Annotated in this window: 19 protein-coding genes; 8 read left to right on the plus strand and 11 right to left on the minus strand. The window is 71.8% G+C overall.

What is annotated here, in order from left to right:
- Positions 1-64 precede the first annotated feature (64 nt).
- The 7 genes from C0R66_RS10365 to C0R66_RS10395 all read right to left on the minus strand — a co-directional run bounded on the left by C0R66_RS10365 (position 65) and on the right by C0R66_RS10395 (position 8242).
- Positions 65-1060, minus strand: coding sequence for an ABC transporter permease (locus tag C0R66_RS10365; protein WP_101524628.1), 996 nt, complete (start codon positions 1058-1060; stop codon positions 65-67).
- Position 1061: 1 nt separating this feature from the next.
- The gene (locus C0R66_RS10370) at positions 1062-1943 is read right to left on the minus strand and encodes an ABC transporter permease (protein ID WP_114423154.1); all 882 of its coding nucleotides are present in this window, start codon (positions 1941-1943) and stop codon (positions 1062-1064) included.
- Positions 1927-3633 (minus strand): ATP-binding cassette domain-containing protein, encoded by a 1707-nt coding sequence (locus tag C0R66_RS10375; RefSeq protein WP_158647990.1) that lies wholly within the window; start codon positions 3631-3633, stop codon positions 1927-1929. Before C0R66_RS10375 ends, C0R66_RS10370 begins: the two co-directional genes overlap by 17 nt.
- Before the next feature lie 20 nt (positions 3634-3653).
- Positions 3654-5225 carry an ABC transporter substrate-binding protein gene (locus C0R66_RS10380; RefSeq protein ID WP_101524631.1) on the minus strand — a complete coding sequence of 524 codons (1572 nt, stop codon included), beginning with the start codon at positions 5223-5225 and terminating at the stop codon, positions 3654-3656.
- 80 nt (positions 5226-5305) lie between these two features.
- Positions 5306-5926, minus strand: a complete 621-nt coding sequence (locus C0R66_RS10385; RefSeq protein ID WP_101524632.1) for a cysteine hydrolase family protein — start codon at positions 5924-5926, stop codon at positions 5306-5308.
- Complete coding sequence (locus C0R66_RS10390) at positions 5923-7419, minus strand: high affinity choline transporter 1 (RefSeq protein WP_101524633.1); 1497 nt, start codon at positions 7417-7419, stop codon at positions 5923-5925. The genes C0R66_RS10385 and C0R66_RS10390 overlap by 4 nt, the downstream gene beginning before the upstream one ends.
- Positions 7420-7528: 109 nt before the next feature.
- Positions 7529-8242 carry a TetR/AcrR family transcriptional regulator gene (locus tag C0R66_RS10395; protein WP_101526187.1) on the minus strand — a complete coding sequence of 238 codons (714 nt, stop codon included), beginning with the start codon at positions 8240-8242 and terminating at the stop codon, positions 7529-7531.
- Positions 8243-8385: 143 nt separating this feature from the next.
- Between C0R66_RS10395 and C0R66_RS10400 the strand changes: the two genes are divergently transcribed.
- The 8 genes from C0R66_RS10400 to C0R66_RS10435 all read left to right on the plus strand — a co-directional run bounded on the left by C0R66_RS10400 (position 8386) and on the right by C0R66_RS10435 (position 19918).
- Entirely contained in the window at positions 8386-9219 is an 834-nt protein-coding gene (locus C0R66_RS10400; protein ID WP_101524634.1) for an urea amidolyase associated protein UAAP1, read from the plus strand.
- Entirely contained in the window at positions 9216-9830 is a 615-nt protein-coding gene (locus tag C0R66_RS10405) for an urea amidolyase associated protein UAAP2 (protein ID WP_240311689.1), read from the plus strand. Before C0R66_RS10400 ends, C0R66_RS10405 begins: the two co-directional genes overlap by 4 nt.
- Positions 9827-13408 (plus strand): urea carboxylase, encoded by a 3582-nt coding sequence (gene uca / locus C0R66_RS10410; protein WP_101524635.1) that lies wholly within the window; start codon positions 9827-9829, stop codon positions 13406-13408. The genes C0R66_RS10405 and uca overlap by 4 nt, the downstream gene beginning before the upstream one ends.
- A complete protein-coding gene (atzF, locus tag C0R66_RS10415) occupies positions 13405-15153 on the plus strand; it encodes an allophanate hydrolase (RefSeq protein ID WP_101524636.1) in 1749 nt (582 codons plus the stop codon). Before uca ends, atzF begins: the two co-directional genes overlap by 4 nt.
- A gap of 54 nt (positions 15154-15207) precedes the next feature.
- Positions 15208-15798, plus strand: a complete 591-nt coding sequence (locus tag C0R66_RS10420; RefSeq protein ID WP_101524637.1) for a TetR/AcrR family transcriptional regulator — start codon at positions 15208-15210, stop codon at positions 15796-15798.
- 180 nt (positions 15799-15978) lie between these two features.
- Positions 15979-17934, plus strand: a complete 1956-nt coding sequence (locus tag C0R66_RS10425) for a primary-amine oxidase (RefSeq protein WP_101524638.1) — start codon at positions 15979-15981, stop codon at positions 17932-17934.
- A gap of 17 nt (positions 17935-17951) precedes the next feature.
- Positions 17952-19445 (plus strand): APC family permease, encoded by a 1494-nt coding sequence (locus C0R66_RS10430; RefSeq protein WP_101524639.1) that lies wholly within the window; start codon positions 17952-17954, stop codon positions 19443-19445.
- Positions 19442-19918 (plus strand): hypothetical protein, encoded by a 477-nt coding sequence (locus C0R66_RS10435; protein WP_101524640.1) that lies wholly within the window; start codon positions 19442-19444, stop codon positions 19916-19918. The genes C0R66_RS10430 and C0R66_RS10435 overlap by 4 nt, the downstream gene beginning before the upstream one ends.
- On the opposite strand, the gene C0R66_RS10440 is transcribed toward C0R66_RS10435, so the two are convergent.
- From C0R66_RS10440 to C0R66_RS10455, 4 genes are all read right to left on the minus strand, one after another.
- Positions 19807-20361 carry a carboxymuconolactone decarboxylase family protein gene (locus C0R66_RS10440; protein ID WP_101524641.1) on the minus strand — a complete coding sequence of 185 codons (555 nt, stop codon included), beginning with the start codon at positions 20359-20361 and terminating at the stop codon, positions 19807-19809. The genes C0R66_RS10435 and C0R66_RS10440 overlap by 112 nt on opposite strands.
- A 416-nt stretch (positions 20362-20777) precedes the next feature.
- The gene (locus C0R66_RS10445) at positions 20778-21227 is read right to left on the minus strand and encodes a nuclear transport factor 2 family protein (protein ID WP_101524642.1); all 450 of its coding nucleotides are present in this window, start codon (positions 21225-21227) and stop codon (positions 20778-20780) included.
- Positions 21224-21970, minus strand: coding sequence for a hypothetical protein (locus C0R66_RS10450; RefSeq protein ID WP_158647991.1), 747 nt, complete (start codon positions 21968-21970; stop codon positions 21224-21226). The genes C0R66_RS10445 and C0R66_RS10450 overlap by 4 nt, the downstream gene beginning before the upstream one ends.
- Before the next feature lie 17 nt (positions 21971-21987).
- Entirely contained in the window at positions 21988-23976 is a 1989-nt protein-coding gene (locus tag C0R66_RS10455; RefSeq protein WP_199286633.1) for an oxidoreductase, read from the minus strand.
- Positions 23977-23979: the final 3 nt, after the last annotated feature.

Here is a 23979-nt window from a genome sequence, read left to right on the forward strand (position 1 = left end):
CTCATGTGGATGGGCTTGATGGGGGGATCGGGGACGGCGCTCCCGGTCAGTCGGGGCGCCCGGGTCAGCTGAGCCGGGCCCTGGGGTCCAGGGCGGCCAGGCCCAGGTCCACGAGCGTGTTGATCACGACGTACGTCGCGCCGAGGAGCAGGCTGACGGTGGCCACGGTGCTGGTGTCGGCGGTGTTGATGGCGCGCACCAGGTACTGGCCCAGGCCGTTCCAGGAGAAGATCGACTCCACGACGACGAGGCTGGAGAGCATCATCCCGACCTGGACGCCGAGCAGGCTGAGCGCCGGGCTGGCGGCGTTGCGCAGACCGTGCCGTCGCAGCACCTGGGACTCCGTCTCGCCCAGGGAACGAGCGGTCTGGGCGTGCTTGGAGGCCAGGTTCGTGGAGAGTCCGTCCGCGAGCACCCGGGCCAGCGCCACACCGGGACCGAGGCTGCCGGCGAGCGCGGGCAGCGCCAGGTGCTTCAGCGCGTCGAGGGAGTAGGCGAGGTTGCCGGTCAGGAGGCCGTCGAGGACGTACAGGCCGGTCAACCCCTCCGACGCGCCGTACGACGTGCGACCGGAGACGGGAAGCAGGTCGACCTGCACGGCGAGGAGGACCACGCCTGCCGTGGCGACCAGGAACGCCGGCGCGCTCGCCGCGCTGAAGAGCACGAACCGGAGCCAGCCGGCGCCCCGGCCGTCCAGGGCGTAGGCACGCGCCAGCCCGACACCGATCAGGATGGACAGCACCACCGTGGCGAGGGCGAGCTCGAGCGTCGCCGGGATCCGGGTGGCGAGCTCGGAGGACACCGAGCGTCGCGTCGACAGGCTCTGGCCCAGGTCGCCGGTCAGGATGCCGCTGACGTAGTTCCAGTACTGCACGACCAGCGGGTCGTCGAGCCCGAGGCGGGCCCGCGTGGCCTCGACCGCGTCCTGGGACGCGTTGGCCCCCAGGTAGGCGTGCACCGGGTCGCCACCGCCGAAGTGGCTGACCAGGAAGACCAGCACGCTCAGGGCGAGCAGCACCGGCACCAGGGAGGCGACCCGGAACAGGGTGAAGCGCAGCATGTCAGGCCTCCTTCGCGCGCAGCGTCGTACGGACGCTGTCGCCGACGTAGTTGAAGATCAGGGCCAGCACGCCGACGGCGATGCCGGGGACGACCGGGATCCACCAGGCCGACAGCACGTAGTCCATGCCGCCCGAGGCCATCAGTCCCAGCTCCGGGGAGGGTGCCGGCGAGCCGAGGCCGATGAAGGCCAGAGCCGCCAGCGTCATCACCACCGCGCCGATGTCGAGGCTGGCAGTGACCAGGACGGTGGGCAGCACCGTGGGCACGACGTGCCGGGTGAGCAGTCGCCACCCCGTGGTGCCACTGGTCCGCGCCGCCTCGACGTGCAGGCTGCGACTGGCGCGACGCACCTCGCCGCGCACGATCCGGGCGTAGAGCGGCCACCACACGACGCTGATGCCGATCATCGAGCTGGTCAGGCCCGGCCCCAGCCCGGCGACGATCGCCATCGCGACGATGGTCGCGGGGAAGGCCAGGAACAGGTCGGTGACCCGCATCAGCAGGCTGTCGACCCAGCCGCCGGCGTAGCCGGCGAGAGTGCCGACGACCAGGCCGACGACGGCCGCCACGCCGGTGACCACCACGGCGGCGAAGAGGCTGATCCGCATGCCGGACAGCACCCGGGTCGCCAGGTCGAGGCCGAGGTTGTCGGTGCCCAGCAGGTGGCCGGCGCTGAACGGCGCGAGGTAGGCCTCCCCCGACGGGACGTCGGTGCGGTACGGCGAGAGCCAGGGGCCGACCACCGCGGCCAGCACCAGCAGCCCGAGCAGGACGTAGGGCACCCGGACCCCGAGGCGCGGCACCCCGGCACCTCGACCGGGCGACCGGACCGCGCGCCGCCCGAGACGGCGCAGCACGAGGGCTTCAGGCGAGGACGGCATCGAGGAGCTTCCTTCCGTAGTCGCTGGTGACGGCCTGCAGCTCCGCCGCGGGTCGCTGCTCGACGATCCGTCCCTCGCTGATCACGTCGATCCGGTCGGCGACCACCCGGGCCGCGGCGACGTCGTGGGTGACGAAGAGCATCGAGAGCCCGAGGTCGTGACGCAGCAGGTTGAGCAGGTTGAGCACCGTGCAGGCCACGGACACGTCCAGGGCGCTGGTGGGCTCGTCGCACAGCAGCAGCGCCGGCGGCACCACGACGGCGCGCGCGATCGCGACCCGCTGGCGCTGGCCGCCCGAGAGCTGCCCCGCCTTGGCATCCAGCACGGCCTCGGGCAGCGCGACCCGCTCGAGCGCGAGCCGGACGCGGTCCTCCCGCTCGGTCGAGCCGAGCGCCCGCCCGGTGGCGGTGTTGGCCAGCCGCTCGAGCAGCAAGGAGCGCACCGTGAGCCACGGGGTGAGCGAGGCACCCGCGTCCTGGAAGATCACCTGGACCCCCTCGCCGCGGCGGCTGTCGACCACCACGTCTCCGGAGTCGGGCCGCTCCAGGCCGGCGGCGATCCGCAGGATCGTGGACTTGCCCGAGCCGGACTCCCCGAGCAGCGCGACGCTCTCCTGCTGTGCGACCCGCAGGTCGACTCCGTGCAGCACCGACGTGCGCCGCTTGCGGCCGAAGCCGCCGCTGGTGAAGGACTTGGTGACCAGCGCCAGCTCCAGTGCCGGCACACGTCCCGGCGAGGGCAGGTGGCGGCCGAACCCGTTCCAGCCCAGGTCACCGCTCTCCCAGTCCCGGGTGAGCACCTCGGGACTGCGCCCGGTCGCCTCGCTCATGGCCGCGACCACGGTCGGCTCGGGCAGGCCGGTCGGTCGGCTCCGGTCCGTCTCCAGCGTGAGCCGGGAGGCCACCAGCCGCCGGGTGTAGTCGTGGGTCGGCTCCCCCAGCACCCCGGCGGCCGCGCCCTGCTCGACGATCCGGCCGTGCCGCATCACCGCGACGTCGTCGCAGATCGCCCCGGCCACCCCGAGGTCGTGGGTGATGAACAAAAGGGCGAGTCCCAGGCGCTCCCGGTCCAGCAGTCGCAGCACCTGCGCCTGCACGCTGACGTCGAGCGCGGTGGTCGGCTCGTCCGCGACGAGCACGGCCGGTCGCCGGGCCAGGGCCATCGCGATCATGACCCGCTGGCGCATGCCGCCGGAGAGCTGGTGCGGATAGCTCTTCAGCACCGCCGCCGGGTGTCGGATCTCGACCTCCTCCAGCCAGCGCAGGCTCTCCTCCCGGCTGCCGGTGACCAGCCGCAGCATCCGGCCGATCGTCATGGTCGGATCGAGGGAGGACATCGGGTCCTGGAACACCGTGGTGACCAGGTCCCCCCGGACCGCACGGCACTGCCGCTCGTCCGACGGGTCGAGCCGGGTGCCCGCCACGACGATGGACCCTTCGGTCACCACACCGGGGGTGCGCGCCAGGAGTCCCTGGACCGCAGAGCCGATGGTCGACTTCCCCGAGCCGGACTCCCCCACCAGGCCCAGGCACTGCCCGGGCTCGATGGTGAACGACACCTGCTCGACCGCCGGCGCGACCGGTCCCGCCGGCCGGGCCGACCGGGCCGACCCCCGCGGGGCGTAGCGCACCGTGAGCTCCTCCACCCGCAGCGCCGCGTCGGTGGCCGGGCCCGTCGCCGGCTCCGTCACTGGCCCCGTCGCCTGCTCCGTCACGGGGTCGGCCTGACGAGCGAGAGGTCGAGCACGTCGGTGATCACCGGGTGCCACGCCTCGTCGACGCCGGCCACGTCGTCGGAGAAGACCGCGGTGCCCTTCTTGGTCGCCACGGAGTACCAGAGGCCGGACTCGCTGACCATGCGCGCAGCCTCGCCGTACGCCTGGAGGTCGTTGGTCTCGACCGCCTTGGCGAGCAGGTCTGCCAGGCCGGGCACCTCCGCACCGAACAGGTCGAGACCGCCGCCGGGGGTGTAGAACACGAAGCCCCAGGCGTCCGGGTGCGCAGTGTCGGGGAAGCCGGTGAAGAAGGTGACGTCCGGTGCGGAGGCGCCCTTGGCGAGCGCCTCGTAGTAGGCGCCCGGAGCGAAGCCGACGCTCTTGGTCTTGATGCCCGCCCCGTTCAGGACGGCGGCCAGGTTGTCGCAGAGCACCTGGGCGGCCGGCGTGCTCTCGGCGTAGCCGCACGAGATGGTCCGACCCGACAACGCGCCCGCGGCGAGGGTGTCCAGGGCGTCGGGGTCAGGCTCGATGACCTGCTTGTTGCCCTCGGCCGGCAGGAGGTTCTTGGGGAAGACCTCGTCGGTCGGCTCCGCGGTCTCGCCCAGCGCCTTCTCGGCCAGCGCGGGGAAGTCGATCCCGGACAACAGCTGCACGCGGGTCGCCTGGTCCCCCAGGGCGGCGCTCTTGGGGTTCACGAAGAGCGTCGGGGTCTGCATGCTGGGGAAGGCGTAAGCCTCCAGGTCCTGGTTCTTGGAGAGCTCGCGGAAGGAGGCGTCGTCGCTGTAGCCGATCAGTCCGTCGAGCTCGCCGTTGCCGAGCTTGAGCTGGATCGTGGACATGCTCGACATCACGTCGAAGCGGACCGCCTGGTAGCCGGCCGGCTCGCCCCAGTAGTCGGCGAACGCCTCGAGCTCGTAGGCGACGCCCGGCTGGAAGTCTCCGTAGGTGAAGGGGCCGGTGCCGGCGTCGTGGGTGTCGAACCAGTCGGTGTCGGCGCCGGCCTCGACCGGGTGCGCCTTCAGCGCCTGGGGGCTGATCATCTTGGGGCCGAACGGCGAGGCGAGAAGGTCCAGGAACGACGAGTTCGGTGCCTCGAGGGTGATCACCACCTCGCTGGGGCTCGGCGTCTCCACCTTGGTCACCCCCGCGACCATGTAGGCCGGTCCCTCGCCGACCGCCGTACGACGGTCGAACGACGCCTTCACCGCGGAGGAGTCGAACGGCGTGCCGTCGTGGAAGGTCACGTCCTCGCGCAGCGTGAAGGTGAAGACGGTGTTGTCGTCGTTGGCCTCCCACTCGGTGGCCAGCTTGCCGACCAGCTCCGCCTCGCTCTGCCCGGACTGGTAGCCCAGCAGGCCCTCGTAGGCGCTGTTGGCCAGGTTGAGCTCCGCGCCGTCGTACGCCGTGTCCGGGTCCGGGGGCGGGATGTCACCCAGGAACGCCAGGTTGAGGGTGGTGTCTGCGGCACTGGCGGTGCTGCCCCCCGGGGTGGACCCGCCCGAGCAGCCGGTCAGCGCCAGCGCGGAGACAGTGGCCAGGGCGGTGAGACGCAACAAGTTCTTCATGGTGGGCGCGCTTCCTCGAGGCGGGATGACCAGGTGCCTGAAAACTATCGATTGATAGTTTCAAGGAGCGACGACTTCTGTTAACGACCGGTTTCGGCTCCGGCGGGCACCCCCGCCAGCCAGTCGGCCACCTCCGACCGGGACACCAGCACGCCGTCCTGGAGACGCGACATGGCGCGCAGGGCAGCCCGGTGCAGCTCCTCCCCCGAGCCCAGGACGACGTCGGTGACGACCCGGACGCGGTAGCCGAGCTGGTGGGCGTCCACCGCGGTGTAGTGGATGCACACGTCGGTCATCCCGCCGACCAGGACCACCGTCTCCGCCCGGTAGCCGCGCAGCACCAGGTCGAGCTCGGTGCCGAAGAAGGCGGAGTAGCGGCGCTTGCGGATCAGGTACTCCTCGGGACGTGGGTCGAGCCCGGGGTGCAGCTCGGTCCCGCGAGCCCCTTCCAGGCAGTGCGGACCCTCCGCACCGTCCAGCTCTCGGCCGATGTCGACCAGCGAGGGCTTGTGCACCTCCTGGATGAACACCACCGGCACCCCCTTGTCCCGGAAGGCGGCGACCAGGTCCACGGCCCGGGCGTTGCGCTCGGGCCGCCCCGCCATGTAGCCCAGGCCGACGGAGTGGGTGTCCGGGTCGCCGCCACCTTGGATGTCGACGACCACCAGGACGACGTTGCCGACCGGTGCCAGCGCCATCATGCGGCCGGCTCGGGAAGGGGCTCCTCGGCGAAGCGGTCGGCGTGCCGCAGCCCGGTCTCCTCCGCGTCGTGGGAGCGGGTGGCCAGCGCGGTGAGCACGAACGCCCCGGCCCCGGCGCCGAAGGCAACGAAGGTGGCCCAGCCGTCGAAGCCGGTGCCGACGAGGTCGTTGTCGAGGAAGAACAGGGTGTTCGGCACGCCGTACAGCGTGGGGGTCAGCGCCAGCAGGATCACTCGGACGACCAGGCCGGCACCGCAGCCGACGAGGGCCGCCATCGAGGTCGATCCCTTCCAGAAGAGCCCCAGGATGAACGGGGCGATGAGGCACGCGAGCATCAGGTCGAAGGCCAGGGTCAGCAGGATCCCGGTCTCGCTCACCCTGATCGCGAAGTAGACCCCGAGCACCACCACCGGCACCATCGCCATCCGGGTCCAGCGCAGCAGCGGGTCCGCCTGGCCCTGGGCCACGACCCGCCGGACGCCCAGGACGTTGCGGACCGCGACTGCCGAGGTGGCCAGGATCGCACCCGAGGCGGTGGAGAAGGAGGCGGCCACGATGCCGGACAGGGAGAGCACCGCGATCAGCGCGGGAGCAGGACCGTCGAGCAGCTGGTACATCACGGGGCCGTCGTCGAGGCTGAGCCCGAGCGCGTCGGTCGTGCTGAGCGCGATCAGGGACCACACGACGCCGATCCCGGCGGTGATCGCGGCGCCGAGGTAGCAGGAGCGCTGCGCGATCTCGGGGGTGCGGGCGGCGAAGATCCGCTGCATGAAGTCGATGGCCACCAGGTCGCCGATGCCGAGCGAGACCAGGGTTGCCCAGTTGACCGCGGCGCCCTGGGAGGTGTCGGTGAGCTGGCCGAGGTCGAAGGGCCCCATGCCGACGGGCAGCGACAGCCCGTACTCCGTGGCCACCCAGACGAACAGCGCCGCCGTGGCCACCACGGTGATCACCGCCTGGATGACGGCGGTGTAGGCGTCGGAGAACAGGCCGCCGCCGATGGTGTAGGCGAGCACCAGCAGCACCGCCAGGACGACACCCAGCTCGTAGCCCAGCGGGGTGAAGTACTCCACCATGAAGCCCATCGCGACCAGGTTGCCGGCGAGCAGGATGGTGAAGGCGAAGATCATCAGCAGCGACGCCGTCACCTCCACCCGACGGTCGTAGCGCCGGGCGAAGAAGTCACCGAGGGTGTAGAGCCCCATCCGGTTCATCGGCTTGGCGAGGAACAGCCCGGACAGCGCGAGGCAGATCGCGAGGCCGAGGGCGAGCGAGGCGCCGGCCCAGAACCCGTACGCCGAGCTGAGGTCGGTGTTGCCGACCGTGGCGTTGCTGTCGACCGCGGCGGTGGTCAGCGCCACCGCGACCAGAGGCACGCCCAGCGAGCGGCCGGCGACGAGGTAGTTGGCACTGTCGCCGTCGACCTTGCGGGACACGGCGATGCCGACGACCAGCATGAGCACGACGGTGAGCATGACTCCGGTGATGATCATGAGAGGTCCTTTGACGGTGGCCTGCCGGGGCCCCGACCGACTTTCGATCGACCGACAGGTAGTGCCACCATTGAGACGCCGAGATGTTTCCGGCGGCGTCCCCGCAACCTCACATCTGTGTTACATCCTCCAGCGCGCGCAGCAGCTCCTCGGCCTCGGAGCGCACGGCCGCGATCCGCTCCTCGGCAACGCCCACCACCCGCAGCGCCGCGTCGGCGATCCGGGTCGCGGCGTCGGGCTCGCATCCCCCGGTACGGCGCCGCAGGATCACCGACTCCACCAGCCCGAAGACCAGCCAGGAGTCGTCCGCACTGTCCTGCTCCCTACTGTCCTGCTCCCCACTGTCCTGCTCCCCACGATCCTGCTCCTGGCCGGCCACCCCGGCGACCAGCGCGGCGTACACGTCGGCCAGCCGCTGGCGCTCGGCATGGAACTGCGCGAACCGCTCGTCGGAGAGCTCGGGGAGCAGGTAGAGCGAGCCGGTGTTCTGCTCCCCGGAGGCCAGCAGCCGCACGTCGAAGGCGCACAGCGCCCACAGCCGCACCTCCGCCGGCTCGTCGCGGCCCAGCAACGCCGTCGCCACCACGGTCGAGGGCTGCACGGTGCGCAGCAGCAGCGCGAGCAGGATGGAGTGCTTGCCGGCGAAGTAGTGGTACATCGTGGCCTGGGAGGTGCCGGCGGCCTCGGCGATGGCGTAGGTGCTCGTCGAGCCGTAGCCCACCTCGCAGAACAGCGTGGCCGAGGCGAGAAGGATGTCCTCTTCCGTGGAGAGGCCCGAGACCGAGGCCCGGGAGCGAGGTCGTCCGATACCGCGGCGGGCCATGACCGGCAACCTAGCAGCGCGACGCCCACGCGTCGGGCCGGCTCATGGGCGCGTTACACAGAGTTAACCGCGCCGGAACGACCCGGTCGTACGGGCGCCGTTGACTTTCGCTTGACCAACCGAAAGTCATCCCAGGAGCGTCGATGAGCAGCACCACCAGCACCACCGCGGGAGCCCGCGACCATGCCCGCGCCCAGGAGGGGACGGTCGTCGACGCCATGCCGACCGTGCCGGCGGCCGGGGCCGGAGCCCTGCCCGAGGGCGTCGTCGCGGACCAGGTGGTGTGGGCCGAGACGATCGCGGGCGGCGGCTACGGCCACCGGGTGCTGGCCGCCGGCACCACGGTGCGCCTCACCGACCCCACCGGAGACGCCTGCGCCGGGACCCTGCTGCACCACGCGGGCATGCCCTGGGAGCGGCTCAACGTCGCCGACACCGTCAAGGTCCAGTGGCAGGTCTACACCGCCGCCGGTCAGCTGCTCCTCAGCGACCAGGGCCGGGTGCTCGCCACGGTCCTGACCGACACCTCCGGCCACCATGACGCCGTCTACGGCGCCTCCACCCGGTCCCGCAACCAGGAGCGGTACGGCGACGGCTCACCCCAGGGCCGCTCCCCCGCCGGCCGCGAGCTCTTCCTCCTCGGCGCGGGCAAGCACGGGCTCGGCCGCCGTGACCTGCCGCCGTCGGTCTCCTTCTTCCAGGGCGTGCGCATCGACGAGGCCGGCCATCCCGTCTGGCGCGGCTCCGCCGGCCCCGGGGCGAGCCTCACCCTGCGCACCGAGCTCCCGGTGGTGCTGCTGCTGGCCAACGCTGCCCACCCGCTGGATCCCCGGCCGGAGTACACCGTGGGCCCCCTGGAGGTGCTGGCCTGGCGCGGTCGGCCCACCACGCCTGACGACCCGCTGTGGTGCGCGACGCCCGAGCGCCGACGCGCCTTCGAGAACACCGCCGACCTCCGGAAGGGACTGGGACTGTGAGCAGCCGCGAGGTGCACCGCGAGACCGTCGCGGCCTGCGCACCCTGGTCCTGGACGCTGGGTCGCGGGCAGGTGCTCACGATCGTCGACCTCGACGGCAACCAGGCCGTGGACTTCCTGGCCTACGACGCGCACGACACCTCTCGCGCCTACAGCGCCCAGACCACCCTGCAGGCCCAGGACTCGGTCTTCCTCACCACCGGAAGCGTGCTGCGCGACAACGAGTCCGACGCGCTGCTCACCGTGGTCGCCGACGAGGTGGGCCGGCACGACACCCTCGGGGGCGCCTGCTCACGGGAGTCCAACACGCTGCGCTACGGACACCACACCTGGGCCCAGCACGCGTGCGCGGAGAACTTCCTGGCCGAGCTCTCCCGCCACGGGATGGGCAAGCGCGACCACGTGGCCAACGTCAACTGGTACATGAACGTCCCCGTCGACCCCGACGGGGCCCTCGGCATCGTCGACGGCATCTCCGCACCCGGGCTCTCGCTCAGCCTGCGCGCGGAGAAGGACGTGCTCGTCGTCGTCTCCAACTGCCCCCAGGTCAACAACCCGTGCAACGGCTTCGACCCCAGCCGGGCCGAGATGATCGTGACGGAGCCGGCATGAGCGCCCCGGGGGTGCTCCTGGTCGCCAACCGCGGCGAGATCGCCTGCCGGGTGCTGCGCACCGCCCGGGCGCTGGGCTGGCGCACGGTCGCGGTCTTCTCCGACGCCGACCGCGGCGCCGCCCATGTGCACCTGGCCGACACCTCGGTCCGCCTCGGGCCCACCCCTGCCCGGGAGAGCTACCTCGACGCCGACGCGGTGCTGCGCGCGGCCGCCGAGACCGGGGCGACCGCGATCCACCCCGGCTACGGTTTCCTCTCCGAGGACGCCGACTTCGCCGAGCGGGTCGAGTCCGCCGGTCTGGCCTTCGTCGGCCCGACGCCGCACCAGCTGCGGGTCTTCGGCGCCAAGCACACCGCCCGCGAGGCCGCGGCCGCAGCCGGCGTCCCGATCTTCCCCGGCACCGGGCTGCTGCGCGACGCCGACGACGCGGTGGCCCAGGTCGAGGCGATCGGCTACCCGGTGATGCTCAAGGCCACCGGTGGGGGCGGCGGCATCGGGATGACGGTGTGCCGCACCCCTGAGGAGCTGCGCGCCGGCCACGCCTCGGTGACCCGGCTGGCCGGTGCCAGCTTCGGCTCCACCGGCGTCTTCGCCGAGCGCTACGTCGAGCGGGCCCGCCACGTGGAGGTCCAGGTCTTCGGCGACGGCACCGGGCGCGTGGTCTCCCTCGGGGACCGCGACTGCTCCCTGCAACGGCGCCACCAGAAGGTGGTCGAGGAGGCACCGGCCCCAGGACTCCCGGCCACGGTCCGCGAGCAGCTGCACACCTGCGCCCGCGCGCTCGCCGCCTCCCTGGGCTACCGCTCGGCGGGGACCGTGGAGTTCGTCTACGACGCCGAGCGCCAGGAGGCGTCCTTCCTGGAGGTCAACGCCCGGCTCCAGGTCGAGCACCCGGTCACCGAGGAGGTCACCGGAGTCGACCTGGTCGCCTGGATGCTCCGCCTGGCCACCGGCGACACCGCCATGCTGGCGGAGCACCCGACCGGCACGGTGCCGGTGGCCGGCCACGCCGTCGAGGCCCGGGTGTACGCCGAGGACCCGTCGCTCGACTTCCAGCCCAGCGCCGGCCTGCTCACCCGCGTGGAGCTGCCGGCCACCGGAGCCGGGGTCCGGGTGGACGGCTGGGTCGAGACCGGGACCGAGGTGACCACCGCCTACGACCCGCTGCTCGCGAAGGTGATCGGGACCGGTGCCACCCGCGAGGAGGCGGTCGCCGCCCTCGCCGGGGCGCTGGCCAGCACCCGGATGGACGGCATCGAGGTCAACCTCGGGATGCTCCGCGCCGTCCTGGAGCTGCCGGAGTTCACCTCCGCCCGCCACTCGACCCGGACCCTGGACGGCGCGGGCGACCCGGAGCCGCGGATCACCGTCGTGCGTCCCGGCCTGATGAGCACCGTGCAGGACGTCACCGGACGGCTGGGGCTCTGGCAGGTGGGGGTGCCGCCCAGCGGAGCCATGGACGGCCGGTCGCTGCGCCTGGGCAACCTGGCCCTGGGCAACGACGAGAACGCCGCCGGCATCGAGTGCACCGCCACGGGCCCGGCGCTGGTCTTCACCCACCGCACCCGGGTCTGCGTCACCGGCGCGGTCGCCGCGGTCACCGTCGACGGCTCCCCGGTGCCGATGTGGGAGCCGGTCGACGTGCCGGCCGGCGGCACCCTCGACATCGGCGACGCGACCGCCGGGCTGCGCACCTACGTCGCCCTGGCCGGAGGTCTCGACGTGCCGGCGTACCTGGGCAGCGCCGCGACGTTCACGTTGGGCCAGTTCGGCGGCCACGGGGGCCGCGCGCTGCGGCCCGGCGACGTGCTGCGCACCGCGACCGGGCCGAGCGGCGACGGGAGCGGTCCGGTAGACCCCCACCTCCGCCCCGACCTCGGCTCCCACTGGGAGCTCGCGGTCACCGAGGGACCACACGGCGCCCCGGAGTTCCTCACCCGGGCCGACATGGCGCAGCTCTTCGCCACGTCGTACGCCGTGCATTTCAACTCCTCGCGGACCGGCGTGCGGCTGGTGGGCCCGAAGCCCACCTGGGCACGCCAGGACGGCGGCGAGGCGGGCCTGCACCCCTCCAACATCCACGACACCGCCTACTCCGTCGGCGCGCTCGACTTCACCGGGGACACCCCGATCCTGCTCGGGCCCGACGGGCCCAGCCTGGGCGGCTTCGTCTGTCCCGTCACGGTGGTGCGGGCGGACCGGTGGAAGCTCGGCCAGCTGCGACCCGGGGACACGGTCTCCTTCGTCCCGGTACGCGGCGCCGACGCGCCATCGGCGAGGTCACTCGCCTTGGCGACCCACCGCCCAGGTGGCGACGGCGACGACGGCGTGCTGCGTCGCCGTGCCGGTGAGGTCCCGGTGACCTACCGGCGCAGCGGCGACGACAACGTCCTCGTGGAGTACGGCGACCTGGTCCTCGACCTCGGGCTGCGGGCGCGGGTGCACGCCCTGCACACCGCCCTGGCCGAGCGCTCGGTGCGCGGGATCCTCGACCTGACTCCGGGCATCCGCTCGCTGCAGGTCCACGTGGACCCCGACGTGCTGCCGGTCCCGGTCCTGCTGGACCTGCTCACCGAGATCGAGGACTCGCTGCCGGCCGTCTCCGAGCTGGTGGTGCCGTCCCGGCAGGTCCGGCTCCCGCTGAGCTGGGACGACCCCGCGTGCCGCGAGGCGGTGGAGCGCTACACCGCCGGCGTCCGCGACGACGCACCCTGGTGCCCCTCGAACATCGAGTTCATCCGCCGGGTCAACGGGCTCGCCTCGGTCGACGACGTCCACCGCACCGTGTTCGGGGCCGAGTACCTGGTGCTCGGGCTGGGCGACGTCTACCTCGGCGCACCGGTCGCCACCCCGCTCGACCCGCGGCACCGGCTGGTCACCACCAAGTACAACCCCGCGCGCACCTGGACGGCTGAGAACTCCGTCGGCATCGGCGGCGCCTACCTGTGCGTCTACGGCATGGAGGGGCCCGGCGGCTACCAGTTCGTCGGACGCACCACCCAGGTCTGGTCCCGGCACCGGTCCAGCGCGGCGTTCCCGCCCGGGTCGCCGTGGCTGCTGCGGTTCTTCGACCGGATCAGCTGGTACCCGGTGACGGCCGAGGAGCTGCTCGACCTGCGCGCCGACCTGGCCGCCGGACGCGGCACCGTCGACATCACCGAAGGCTCCTTCTCGCTGGCCGACTACCAGGAGTTCCTGGACCGCGAGGCCGCCTCGATCGCCGACTTCCGGGAGCAGCAGTCGGTGGCCTTCGCGGCCGAGCGCGCGGCGTGGGAGGCGGCGGGCGAGTTCGACCGCGCCGAGGCTGAGGCGACGCCCGTCGACGGCGCCGTCGACGTCGAGGTGCCTGAGGGCGGCTCACGGGTCGACGCGCCCTTCGTGGCCAACGTGTGGAAGGTCGAGGTCGCCGCCGGCGACGTCGTGGAGGAAGGTCAGAGGCTGGTGTCGCTGGAGGCGATGAAGATGGAGACCCACGTGTCCGCACCCGGACCGGGCCGAGTGGTGCACGTGCACGCCAGTCCCGGCACCCAGGTCGCCCCCGGCGACGCGCTCGTGGTGCTGGAGCCGGTCGCGTGACCCGGGTGCGCGCGGCGTACGCCGCGGTCGGGGCCGTCGACCGGCCCGAGGTCTGGATCAACCTGCGCCCCGAGGCCGAGGTGCAGGCCGAGCACGACGCGGCGCTGGCCGCCGGCGGACCGCTCGCCGGGCTGCTGCTGGCGGTCAAGGGCAACGTCGACGTCGCGGGCCTGCCCACCACGGCCGGCTGCCCGACGTACGCCGACGGGCCGGCCGCCGCCGACGCCGCGGCCGTGGCGCGGTTGCGCGCGGCCGGTGCCACGGTGCTGGGCGCGACCAACCTGGACCAGTTCGCCACCGGACTGGTCGGGCAGCGCAGCCCCTACGGCGGCGTGCGCGACGCCCGGCGTCCGACGTACGTCTCGGGAGGCTCGAGCTCCGGCTCGGCGGTCGCCGTGGCCCTGGGCCTGGCCGACATCGCGATCGGCACCGACACCGCCGGCTCCGGGCGGGTCCCCGCAGCCTTCCAGGGGCTGGTCGGGATCAAGCCGACCCTGGGCGTGGTCTCCACCGCCGGCGTGGTGCCGGCCTGCCGCTCCTGGGACGCGGTCACCATCTTCGCCCGCGACCTCGACACCGCCGAGACCGCGATGGGGATCATGGCCGGCGGGCCTGGCACCCGCCCCTGGCCGGCGGACGCCCCACTGGCCGCCCCGCCCGGCGCTCGTGTCGCGGTGCCCGACGACCTCGGAGGCCTCGCCCCGGGCTGGGCTGCGGCCTTCGATGCCTCCGCGGAGCGGCTGCGAGCTGCGGGCTGCACGGTCGAGACGGTCTCCTTCGCACCGTTCCTAGAGGCCGCCCGGCTGCTGTACGACGGCGCCCTGGTGGCGGAGCGGCACGCCGCGGTCGGTGCGTTCATCGACGCCCACCACGACGACCCCGACTCCGGGATCGATCCCACCGTCGGCGGGCTCATCGCCCGGGCCGGGACCCTCAGCGGGTCGGCCATGGTCCGCGACCTGGCGCGCCTGGCGGAGCTGGACGCGGTGTGCGCGGAGGTGATGAGCCGCTACGACGCCCTGCTCGTGCCCACCGCGCCGGGCCACCCGACGCAGGCGGCGGTCGCCGCCGACCCGATCGGGGTGAACTCCTGGCTGGGGACCTGGACCAACTTCTGCAACCTCCTCGACCTCTCCGGGGTCGCCGTCCCGGCCGGCACCGTGGACGAGGGGGCCGCCGGGGTCGCCCAGTTCGGGGTGACCGTGCTGACCCCGGCCTTCCACGACGGCGTCGCCGCGGACCTGGCGCGCCTGGTCGCCGTGGCGCCGGCTCCGGTCGCCGCTGCGGGGGCCGCCGCTCCGGTGACCGCGCGGCTCCCGTGGCCGGTGGCCGCGGGGGCCTCCTCGGTGCCGCTGATGGTCGTGGGCGCCCATCGCCGCGGCCAGCCCCTCGAAGGTGAGCTGACCTCGCGGTCCGCGCGGTGGGCGGGCACGGTGCGCACCTCCTCGACGTACCGTCTGCTGGCTCTGGACACGGTGCCGCCCAAGCCGGGGCTGGTCCGGGTCCCGCTCGGCGACGGCGGCGGGGTGTCGGTGACCGGCGAGCTGTGGCAGCTCCCGGTCGCGGCGCTGGGCGACTTCCTGGCCGCGCTCCCGGAGCCGATGGCGCTGGGGCGCGTGGAGCTCGCCGACGGGTCCTGGGTTCCCGGCTTCGCCTGTGCCGCTGACGCCGCGGCCGCGGGGCGCGACATCTCCGAGCACGGCGACTGGCTGCGCTACCTGGAGGCCACCGCGGTATCCGGCTGAGGGTCAGGCTGAGGGTCCGCCTCCCACGCCGATCCCGGGGCCTAGACTCTCGCCGTGCCCAAGATCGTCGACCACGACGAGCGTCGACGACAGGTGGTGGCGGCCGCCTGGCGGATCATCGCCGCCGAGGGCGTGGACGCCGTCACCATGCGGCGCCTCGCGGACGAGCTGGGACTCTCCAACGGGGCGCTGGCGCGATACTTCCCGGCGAAGGCTGACATCGTGGGCGCCGTCTTCAGTGCCGCGACCGACGCGACCCACGAGCGGTTCCTCGCCGCCGGCGGCGACGTCCTGACCGGCTCGAAGGCCCTGCGGGCGCTGCTGCACGAGATGTTCCCCTTCGACGACGTCACCCGGCGCGAGGCGCTGATCGTCATCCCGTTCTTCGACTACGCCCAGCACAACGAGCGGCTCCAGGGCATCTGGCAGGACTTCGTCGAGCTGGAGCGACCGCTGCTGGACCGCATCTTCGACGAGATGGTCCTCGAGGGCACCGCCCGCCCGGACCTGGACCGCACCACGGCGCTGGACTTCTTGTTCACCGTCGTGTCGGGCGCCCAGGCCAACCCCCTGCTGCTGCCCGAGACCGGCACCGAGGAACGGCTGCAGGCGCTGGTCGAGTCGGTCCTGCGCGCCCTCGCCTGACCCGCCCACCCCACTCTGGCCCGGCGCCCCGTACGGCGTCCTGCGGGCGTCCTGTGCGTTGGTGGACACGCAACGCATACAGGGTCTTCTTCCGCCCGAAACACATTAATCAACGATGTTGATTATGTTCCGAGGAACCGGCGCATGACCGGCGAGCATGCGGCCTCGAAAGGTGCTTCCATGACCCTGACCGACGTCTCCGTCACCACCGCCCACCCGCTCGACCCGCTCAGCGCGGCCGAGGTCGAGACGGCGGCCGGCATCGTGAAGGCCAGCCGGTATGCGAGCGAGACCCTCAAGTTCGTCACGATCGCCCTGGCCGAGCCGACCAAGCCGGCGGGCCTGGTGTTCACCGGCGACGAGGCGCGCCAGGCCTTCGTCGTGGCGTTCGAGACCGCCGAGCAGCTGATCTACGAAGGGGTCGTCGACCTGGGTGCAGCCCTCGTCGAGTCCTGGACGCCCGTGCCCGGTCGTTTCCCCTCCTACCTGGCCGAGCACTTCTTCCTCATCGAGGAGGGCGTCAAGGCAGATCCCCGCTGGCAGGAGGCGATGCGCAAGCGCGGCGTCACCGACTTCGACCTGTGCATGGTCGACCCGTGGCCCGCGGGCTACTACGGAGCCGAGGACGACCACGGGAACAGTCCCTGGATCTCGCGACCCCTCACCTTCGTGCGCACCGCGGAGGGCGAGAACGGCTACGCCCGCCCGGTGGAGGGACTGATCGTGAAGTTCGACCTCTCGACCAACGCGGTCCTCGAGGTGGAGGACCTCGAGGTGGTCCCGTTGCCGCCGCAGGCCGGCAACTACCTGGACCGCTTCATGTTCACCGAGGAGAACCGCCCGGCCCTGACCGAGCCGCGGGAGGGCATGAAGGAGATCGCCATCACCCAGCCCGACGGTGCCTCCTTCACCGTGGACGGCTACCAGGTGGAGTGGCTGAACTGGCACGTCCGCGTCGGCTTCAACCCCCGCGAGGGCCTCACCCTCCACGACGTCTCCTACACCGACCGCGGCACCCGGCGCCCGATCATGTGGCGGGCCTCGCTCTCGGAGATGGTGGTGCCCTACGGCGACGTCGCGCCCACCCAGCGCAACAAGAACGTCTTCGACATGGGCGAGGTCGGCATGGGCCTCTCGGCCAACTCCCTGGTGCTGGGCTGCGACTGCCTCGGGGAGATCTACTACTTCGACGGGGTGGTCAACGACTCCGCGGGCAACGCCGTCGTCATCCCCAACGCCATCTGCATGCACGAGGAGGACTTCGGCGTCGGCTGGAAGCACACCGACTTCCGCACCGGCGAGCTCGCCGTGCGCCGGTCCCGCCGATTGGTGATCTCGATGTTCTGCACCGTGGGGAACTACGAGTACGGCTTCTTCTGGTACCTCTACACCGACGGCTCGATCGAGTTCGAGACCAAGCTCACCGGCATCCTGACCACCAACTCGATCGCGGTCGGCGAGAGCTCCAAGTACGGCAACCTGGTGGCACCCGGGCTCTACGGTCCGCACCACCAGCACTTCTTCAACGTGCGCATGGACATGACCGTGGACGGCGAGAACAACACCGTCCACGAGGTCGACTCGGTGCCGGAGGAGGACGGGGAGCTCAACAGCTGGGGCAACGCCTGGTACACCCGGTCCACCCCCATCACCTCCGAGGCCGAGGGCGCGAGGGACTGGAAGTACGAGACCAACCGCTACTGGGTGGTCAAGTCCGACAAGCTCAACGAGCTCGGCGAGGCCACGGCGTACAAGATCGAGCCTCGTGGCGTGGTGGCGCCCTTCGTGATGCCGGGCAGCCACATCTACGACCGCGCCCGCTTCGTGCAGCATCCGCTCTGGGTCACCGCCTACGACCCCCGGGAGCTGTACGCCGCCGGCGACTACATGTACCAGTCGGGCGAGGTCCAGGGCCTTCCGGTCTACCTCGAGGACGACGCGCCCTTGGAGGACACCGACGTCGTCGTCTGGTACTCCCTGGGCACCCACCACGTGGTGCGTCCCGAGGACTGGCCCGTCATGCCGGTGGCCTACATCGGGTTCCACCTCAAGCCCGTCGGCTTCTTCGACGGCAACCCGGCGCTCGACCTGCCGAAGTCCGCCCCGACCGGTGGCCACTGCCACGCCGAGAACTAGCAGAACAGGACCACGACATGACGCAGACCGCGGAGGTCCTGACTCCGGGACCCGAAGGACAGCCCCAGAGGAACCGGCTCGGCGGCTCGCTCGGCGCCGGGGCCATCGTGTTCATGGTGGTCGCCGCCGCCGCACCCCTCACCGTCATCGGCGGCGGCTTCCCGCTGGCGGCGCTGCTCGGCAACGGCGCCGGCGCGCCAGCCATGTTCGCCATCGGCGGCGCCATCCTGCTGCTCTTCGCCGTCGGCCTCGCCACGATGAGCCGCTTCGTCTCCAAGCCCGGCGCGTTCTTCACCTACGTGGGCTACGGACTCGGCCGCCCCGCCGGGCTGGCGGCGGCCTGGATCGCGATCCTCACCTACGTCGCGGTGCAGCTGTGCGTCTACGGCTTCATCGGCCTGGCCCTGGGTGGCTGGGTCGCGGACAAGACCGGGCTCGACCTGCCCTGGTGGGTGTGGTCGCTGGTGCTGGTCGGCGTGGTGGGCGTGCTGGGCTACCGCCACATCGAGCTCAGCTCGAAGGTGCTCGGCGTGCTGCTGATCGCCGAGGTCGGCATCGTGGTGCTGCTGGCCCTGGTCATCCTGTTCCAAGGGGGTGCCGACGGCATCTCGGCCAGCTCGTTCGAGCCGGACACCGTCACCTCGGGCAGCCCTGGCCTGGCGCTGATGTTCTGCATGGCCGGCTTCATCGGCTTCGAGGCCACCGCCATCTTCCGGGACGAGGCCCGTGAGCCGGAGAAGACCATCCCCCGGGCGACGTACGGCGCGGTGCTGCTGATCTCGGTGTTCTACACCTTCTCCTCGTGGGCGATCGTGCAGGGCTGGGGCGAGGGCTTCGCCGTGGAGGTGGCCGAGGACCTCGACGGGTTCATCGTGACCACCGGTGACCGCTACCTGGGGGCGCCGGGTGCGGAGATCGTCAACATCCTGCTGATCACCTCGCTGTTCGCCTGCATCCTGTCCTTCCACAACGTCATCACCCGGTACGCCCACTCGATGTCCAACGCGGGCCTGCTCCCCCGCCAGCTCGGGTCGGTGCACGAGTCCCAGCGGTCCCCGCACGTGTCGTCGCTGATCACCTCGATCGTCGGGTTGGTCGCGGTCGCGCTCTTCGCCGCCTTCGGTCTCGACCCCTACCTGGAGGTGTTCACCTGGTTCAGCGGCATCGCGACCGTGGCCGTGGTGGTCCTGATGGCCCTGACCTGTGCGGCCGTCATCGTCTACTTCGCCCGCAACAAGGTCGAGGCGACGATCTGGCACACCGCTGTGGCACCGGTGCTCGGGTTCCTCGGGCTGGCGGTCGTCACGGTCATCCTGTTCTCCAACTTCTCCCTGCTGCTCGGCGACGTCGACGAGACGGGCGCTCCGCGGACGGGGTCGTTGACCATCACGTTCCTGGTTGCCATGGCGGCGTTCCCGGTCTTCGGGCTGGTGCAGGCGGTCTGGCTCAAGCGGAGTCGACCGGGGGTCTACGAGACCGTCATCGACACCATCTCGGAGCCGGCCCCGTGACCACCCGACGGGACAGCCAACGGGACCTGGGCAGGCTCGGCGCCGCGCTGGTGACCTCGGCCGTCGGTCTCCACCTGCTGATGCTGCACCACATGTCGGCGGGCCCGGCCGCGCTCATGGTGGTGATGGTGGCCCTCTGCGCACCCTGCGGAGTCGCGCTGTGGCGCGGCGGCTCACCGCGGGCCTGGGCCACCACCGGGGTGATGGCCGGGCTGATGCTCGGGGTGCACCACGCGTGGGCACTGCACGAGACGGCCGGCCACGGCGCGGTGCTGAGCGCACTGGCCACCGCTGTCGCCTCGGCCGAGATCGCGTTGGCTGTCATCGCCTTGGCAGTGCGCCACCGCCGACGTCCGTCGGCTCAGATCAAGGTGACGGGCGCCTGTCGCCACGGTGCCACCGTGGCATCGGGATCGGCGTACTCCTCGGGGAGGTCGTCGGTCATCGCGAGAGCAGAGTCCATCCGTCCGTAGCCGACGAACGTCCCGACCAGCAGGCACAGCTCCATCACCTCCGGCGAGGTGAAGTGCTGGTGCAGCCGGGCGAAGGTCGCGTCGTCGACCCGCAGGTGGTCGGTCGCCATCAGGTCGGCGAACGCGAGTGCGGCGCGCTCGGGTTCGGTGAGATCCTCGGCCTCCTCCGGCTTCTCGAGCGAGCAGACCAGCTCCTCGCTGACGTCGCCCGTGGAGTACCTGATCGCCATGCAGCTGCGGCACTGGTTGTGGAAGGCGACCCGGAGCCGGACCAGCTCCACCAGCCGCCCCGGGAGGATCCCCTTGGTTCGGAGTGCCGTCATCCAGGCGAGGTAGTCAGCGGTGAGGTGGGACGCCTGTGCGTGGATTCGTCGCCGCAGAGAGGGCTCCGAGCCGAAGATCGGCTCGTAGACCTCGGCCGGGGCGGGTGGGACTCGCGACATGGTTCTCCTCGATCGCCGGTGCGGGGCATAGACACTCTCCTGTGACCTGAGTCACAGAGTGAAACCACCAATCGGCTGGTTGTCAAGGCCGGGGTCTGACACGAGCACCGCGAGAAGTAGACCGGAGAGAGCGCCGCACCGGGTCAGGGTTTGCGCGCTGCCGGCACGCGGCCCTGACCCGGTCACTCGGCTCGGGCCACCGCGGCCGGATTGCCCGACATCCAGGTCCGCCTCAGCTCCCGGTGGGCGATCCGCCAACCGGCGGGAACGTGGGCGTACAGGTCCGGCGTCAGCACCTCGCGGACGAGCTCCTGGATGGCATCCAGCCCCTGTTGTTGTCGAGGACGCCCTCGTAGTCGTGCGCAGGGCGTGCTGGGGCAGGGCACGTTCCTCACCCCGGGTCGAGGACTCCAGCGTCATGTGAGGCTTTTGAGCGTGTGTGTCGGGTCGATCTCGATCCGCTTGTGGATGATCCGGAGCCCCGCAGGGGTCTCCACGTGGACGTCGCGATAGCGCCCGGTCTGGATCCGCACGGCCGACTCCGCGTGGAAGACGGCCTGGAAGTAGGCGCCGGTCTGGATCACGCCGTCCGCGGACCGGTTCGCGCGGACGTTGCTGATGAGGTGACGGCAAGGACCAGCCAGTCCTGCCAGCAGACGCTGGTAGGTCGCGATGAAGTCGTCGACGCCCTCGGCCTCCCAATCGTTCGCGGTCAGACGGACGTCGGGGATGAGCAGCCCGCGCAGGGCGTCGTAGTCCTGGTCGTCGACCGCCCACGCGTAGTCGTGGTAGAGCGCGGTCACCCGCTCCACCAGGCTGGGCGCCGGGTCCGCGCCCGGCGCATTCGTCGTGCCGGCGCTCGTCATGCCGGTGGCCTCCTGTCGTGGGCGACGCGTTCCGCGACCTCGTAGCCCACCAACCGGTCAGGTGCGAACGGCGAGTCCGTGAGGAGTCGTCGTACCGGCTGGGACCCCAGGTGCTCCCGACCCCACACCCGGTCGTCGAACCAGAGCTCGACGAACCCGAGGCGCCGGGTCGGGAGCGTCTCGTCGGTGGGGATCTGTCCGGGCTCGCGGCCCGGTGCGCTGCCACGCTCCGCGACGACCACGTTGGCCACGAGCCGGCGAGCCCCCTGCGCCTCCCGGAGGCCGGTGACGAGGCCGGCGAGCAGGGACTCGAACGCCGACGCGGCCTCGGTCGGGCCCAGGTCGTCGGGCCGGTCCAGCACCAGCAGGTACTTGGCCGCGGCCAGGGACCTGCTGCTCCGGTCGAACCGCACCGTCTCCTCGACGTCGAACCGGCGCAGGTCCCGCAGGAAGACCTGGTGGTCGTGCGCGAGCACCCGCCCCTGCGACGGGGTGAACATCGGGGCGTCGCCGGTCTCCCGCAGCACCGCGAACCGCCACTGGTCCGGCGGCTGGTCGAGGCCACCCAGCAGGTCCCACTGCCGTTCCACCAGGTTGGTCTCGTAGCTCACCAGCGACGGGGCGTCCCGGAGCGCCTGCATGGCCCAGACCGTGTGCACCTCGGAGTAGTAGCGCTCGCACTCCTCGGCGCTGCGCAGGGCGCTGGGCTGGAACTGCACGAACTTCTTCCTCGGTGCGCTCACTCCCCCCGCCTGGCCCGTCACAGCCGGGCGGCCAACGCGTAGGCCTGCCGGGTGGCGAACGAGATCCGGCGGGGAGCGTAGGCATCGCCCAGGACGTGCACCTCGATGTCGGTGTCCGCGAGCGCGTCGTACAGGCTGGAGTGGGCGTCGCCACCACAGGCGAGCACCACGTGGTCGAAGCCGGGGTAGGACTGCTCCACCCCGCTGTAGGCGTTCTTGGTCACCACCCGGTCCCCCACCACGGCGCTGACCTGCTCCATCACCTTGACCTCGACGCCGCCTGCCGAGAGCTTCGCCATCACCGCGCCGATCGAGTACTTCCCCACCAGGGGCGCGACGCTCGGCGTGGGATAGAAGATGGTGACCTTCTTGCCCTGCTCCACCAGGTGGCTGGCGATCGTGAGGGGCTGCATGTGGTCCTCCATCGCCACCACGGCAACCTGCTCGCCGACCTGCTCGGCGCCCAGCAGGACGTCGGTGCCCTGCACCACGTGCGGAGCATCGAACCCGGGCCGGTCGGGGCGTCGAGGCAGGGCGCCGGTGGCGACCACCACGACGTCGACCCCGGCGCCCCGCACGGCCTCCAGGGTCGCCTCGCGCCCGAGCTCGACCCGCACCCCGGAGGCGGCGAGCCGTCGCTCCTGGAAGGCCACGAAGTCGCCGTACGCGGCGTTCTCGGAGACCTGGCGCGCCGACCTGAGCTGCCCTCCGAGCTCGCCCGCGCGCTCCCACAGCGAGACCCGGTGGCCTCGTTCGGCCAGCAGCGCGGCCGTCTCCATCCCTGCCGGTCCGCCGCCCACCACGAGCATGGTCCGGGCCGGGTCGGCCGCGGGCAGCGGACCGTCGACCTCGTGACCCGTGCCGGGGTTGACGCTGCAGGAGAACGGGATGCCGTCGACGATCGTGCGGTGCAGGCAGTCGTTGGTCCCGATGCACGGACGTACGGCGTCGAAGTCGCCGGACCGCGTCTTGGACACGAATCGCGACTCCGCGAACATCGCCCGGGCCAGGCCCACCACGTCGGCCTGTCCCTGGGCGACGACGGCGGCCGCAGCCTGGGGCGTCGAGACCCGGCCGGTGTAGATCACCGGGAGCCCGATCGCCGCCTTGACCTGGCCGGCGAGATCGGCCCACCCGGCCACCGGATAGACGTGCGGCTGGATGTAGCTGGGCGCGCCCCAGTTGTTGCCCATCACGCAGTGGATGTAGTCCACGTGCCCTGTCCCCTCGAGCATCCGGGCGATCTCGATGCCGCCGGCGAGGTCGTAGCCACCCTCGAAGAGCTCGTCCATGTTCATCCGGACACCGACCGCCATGCCCTCGCCGATGACCGAGCGGACACCGGCCAGGATCTCCCGGATGAACCGGCTGCGTCCCTCGAGGTCACCGCCGTACTCGTCGGTGCGCTTGTTGGTGGCCGGGGAGAGGAACAGGTGCAGCAGGTCCTCGTGGTTGGCGTGCAGCTCGATGACGTCCAGGCCGGCGGCGGCGGACTCGGCCGCGGAGAAGGTGTACTCCTCGACGAACCAGGCGATCTCGGAGCGCGTCAGCACGTGCGGGACGACGTTGTTGGTGTAGTTGGCCAGCACCCCGGAAGGCGAGTGCGGGGTCGCGCCCTGGGCGATGAGCTGAATCCCGGCGTGGGCACCGCCCTCCTTGACCGCCCGCACGTACATTCCGACCCGCTCACGAAAGTGCGGCATCCGGAAGACGCCGCGGGTGACGGCGCCGACCCCGGTGGGGTCGAAGCCCGGGACGACGAGGCTGTTGTCGATGAACCCGTTGAGCCCGCAGACCAGTCCGACGCCGTCAGCGGCCCTGCTTCCCCAGTAGGCCGCGCCCCGCCTGGCTGCCCGTTCCGACGCCCACAGGGATCCCACGGAGAGGCCGTGCGGAGGCATCATGAACCGGCTGCGCAGCCTCAGGGGGCCGATGTCGATCGGCTCGAACATGTGGGCGACAGAGGTCACCGGGCTGGTCACCGGGCTGGTCACGGGGCTGGTCAAGGT

Source organism: Nocardioides houyundeii, assembly GCF_002865585.1.
GTDB lineage: Bacteria > Actinomycetota > Actinomycetes > Propionibacteriales > Nocardioidaceae > Nocardioides > Nocardioides houyundeii.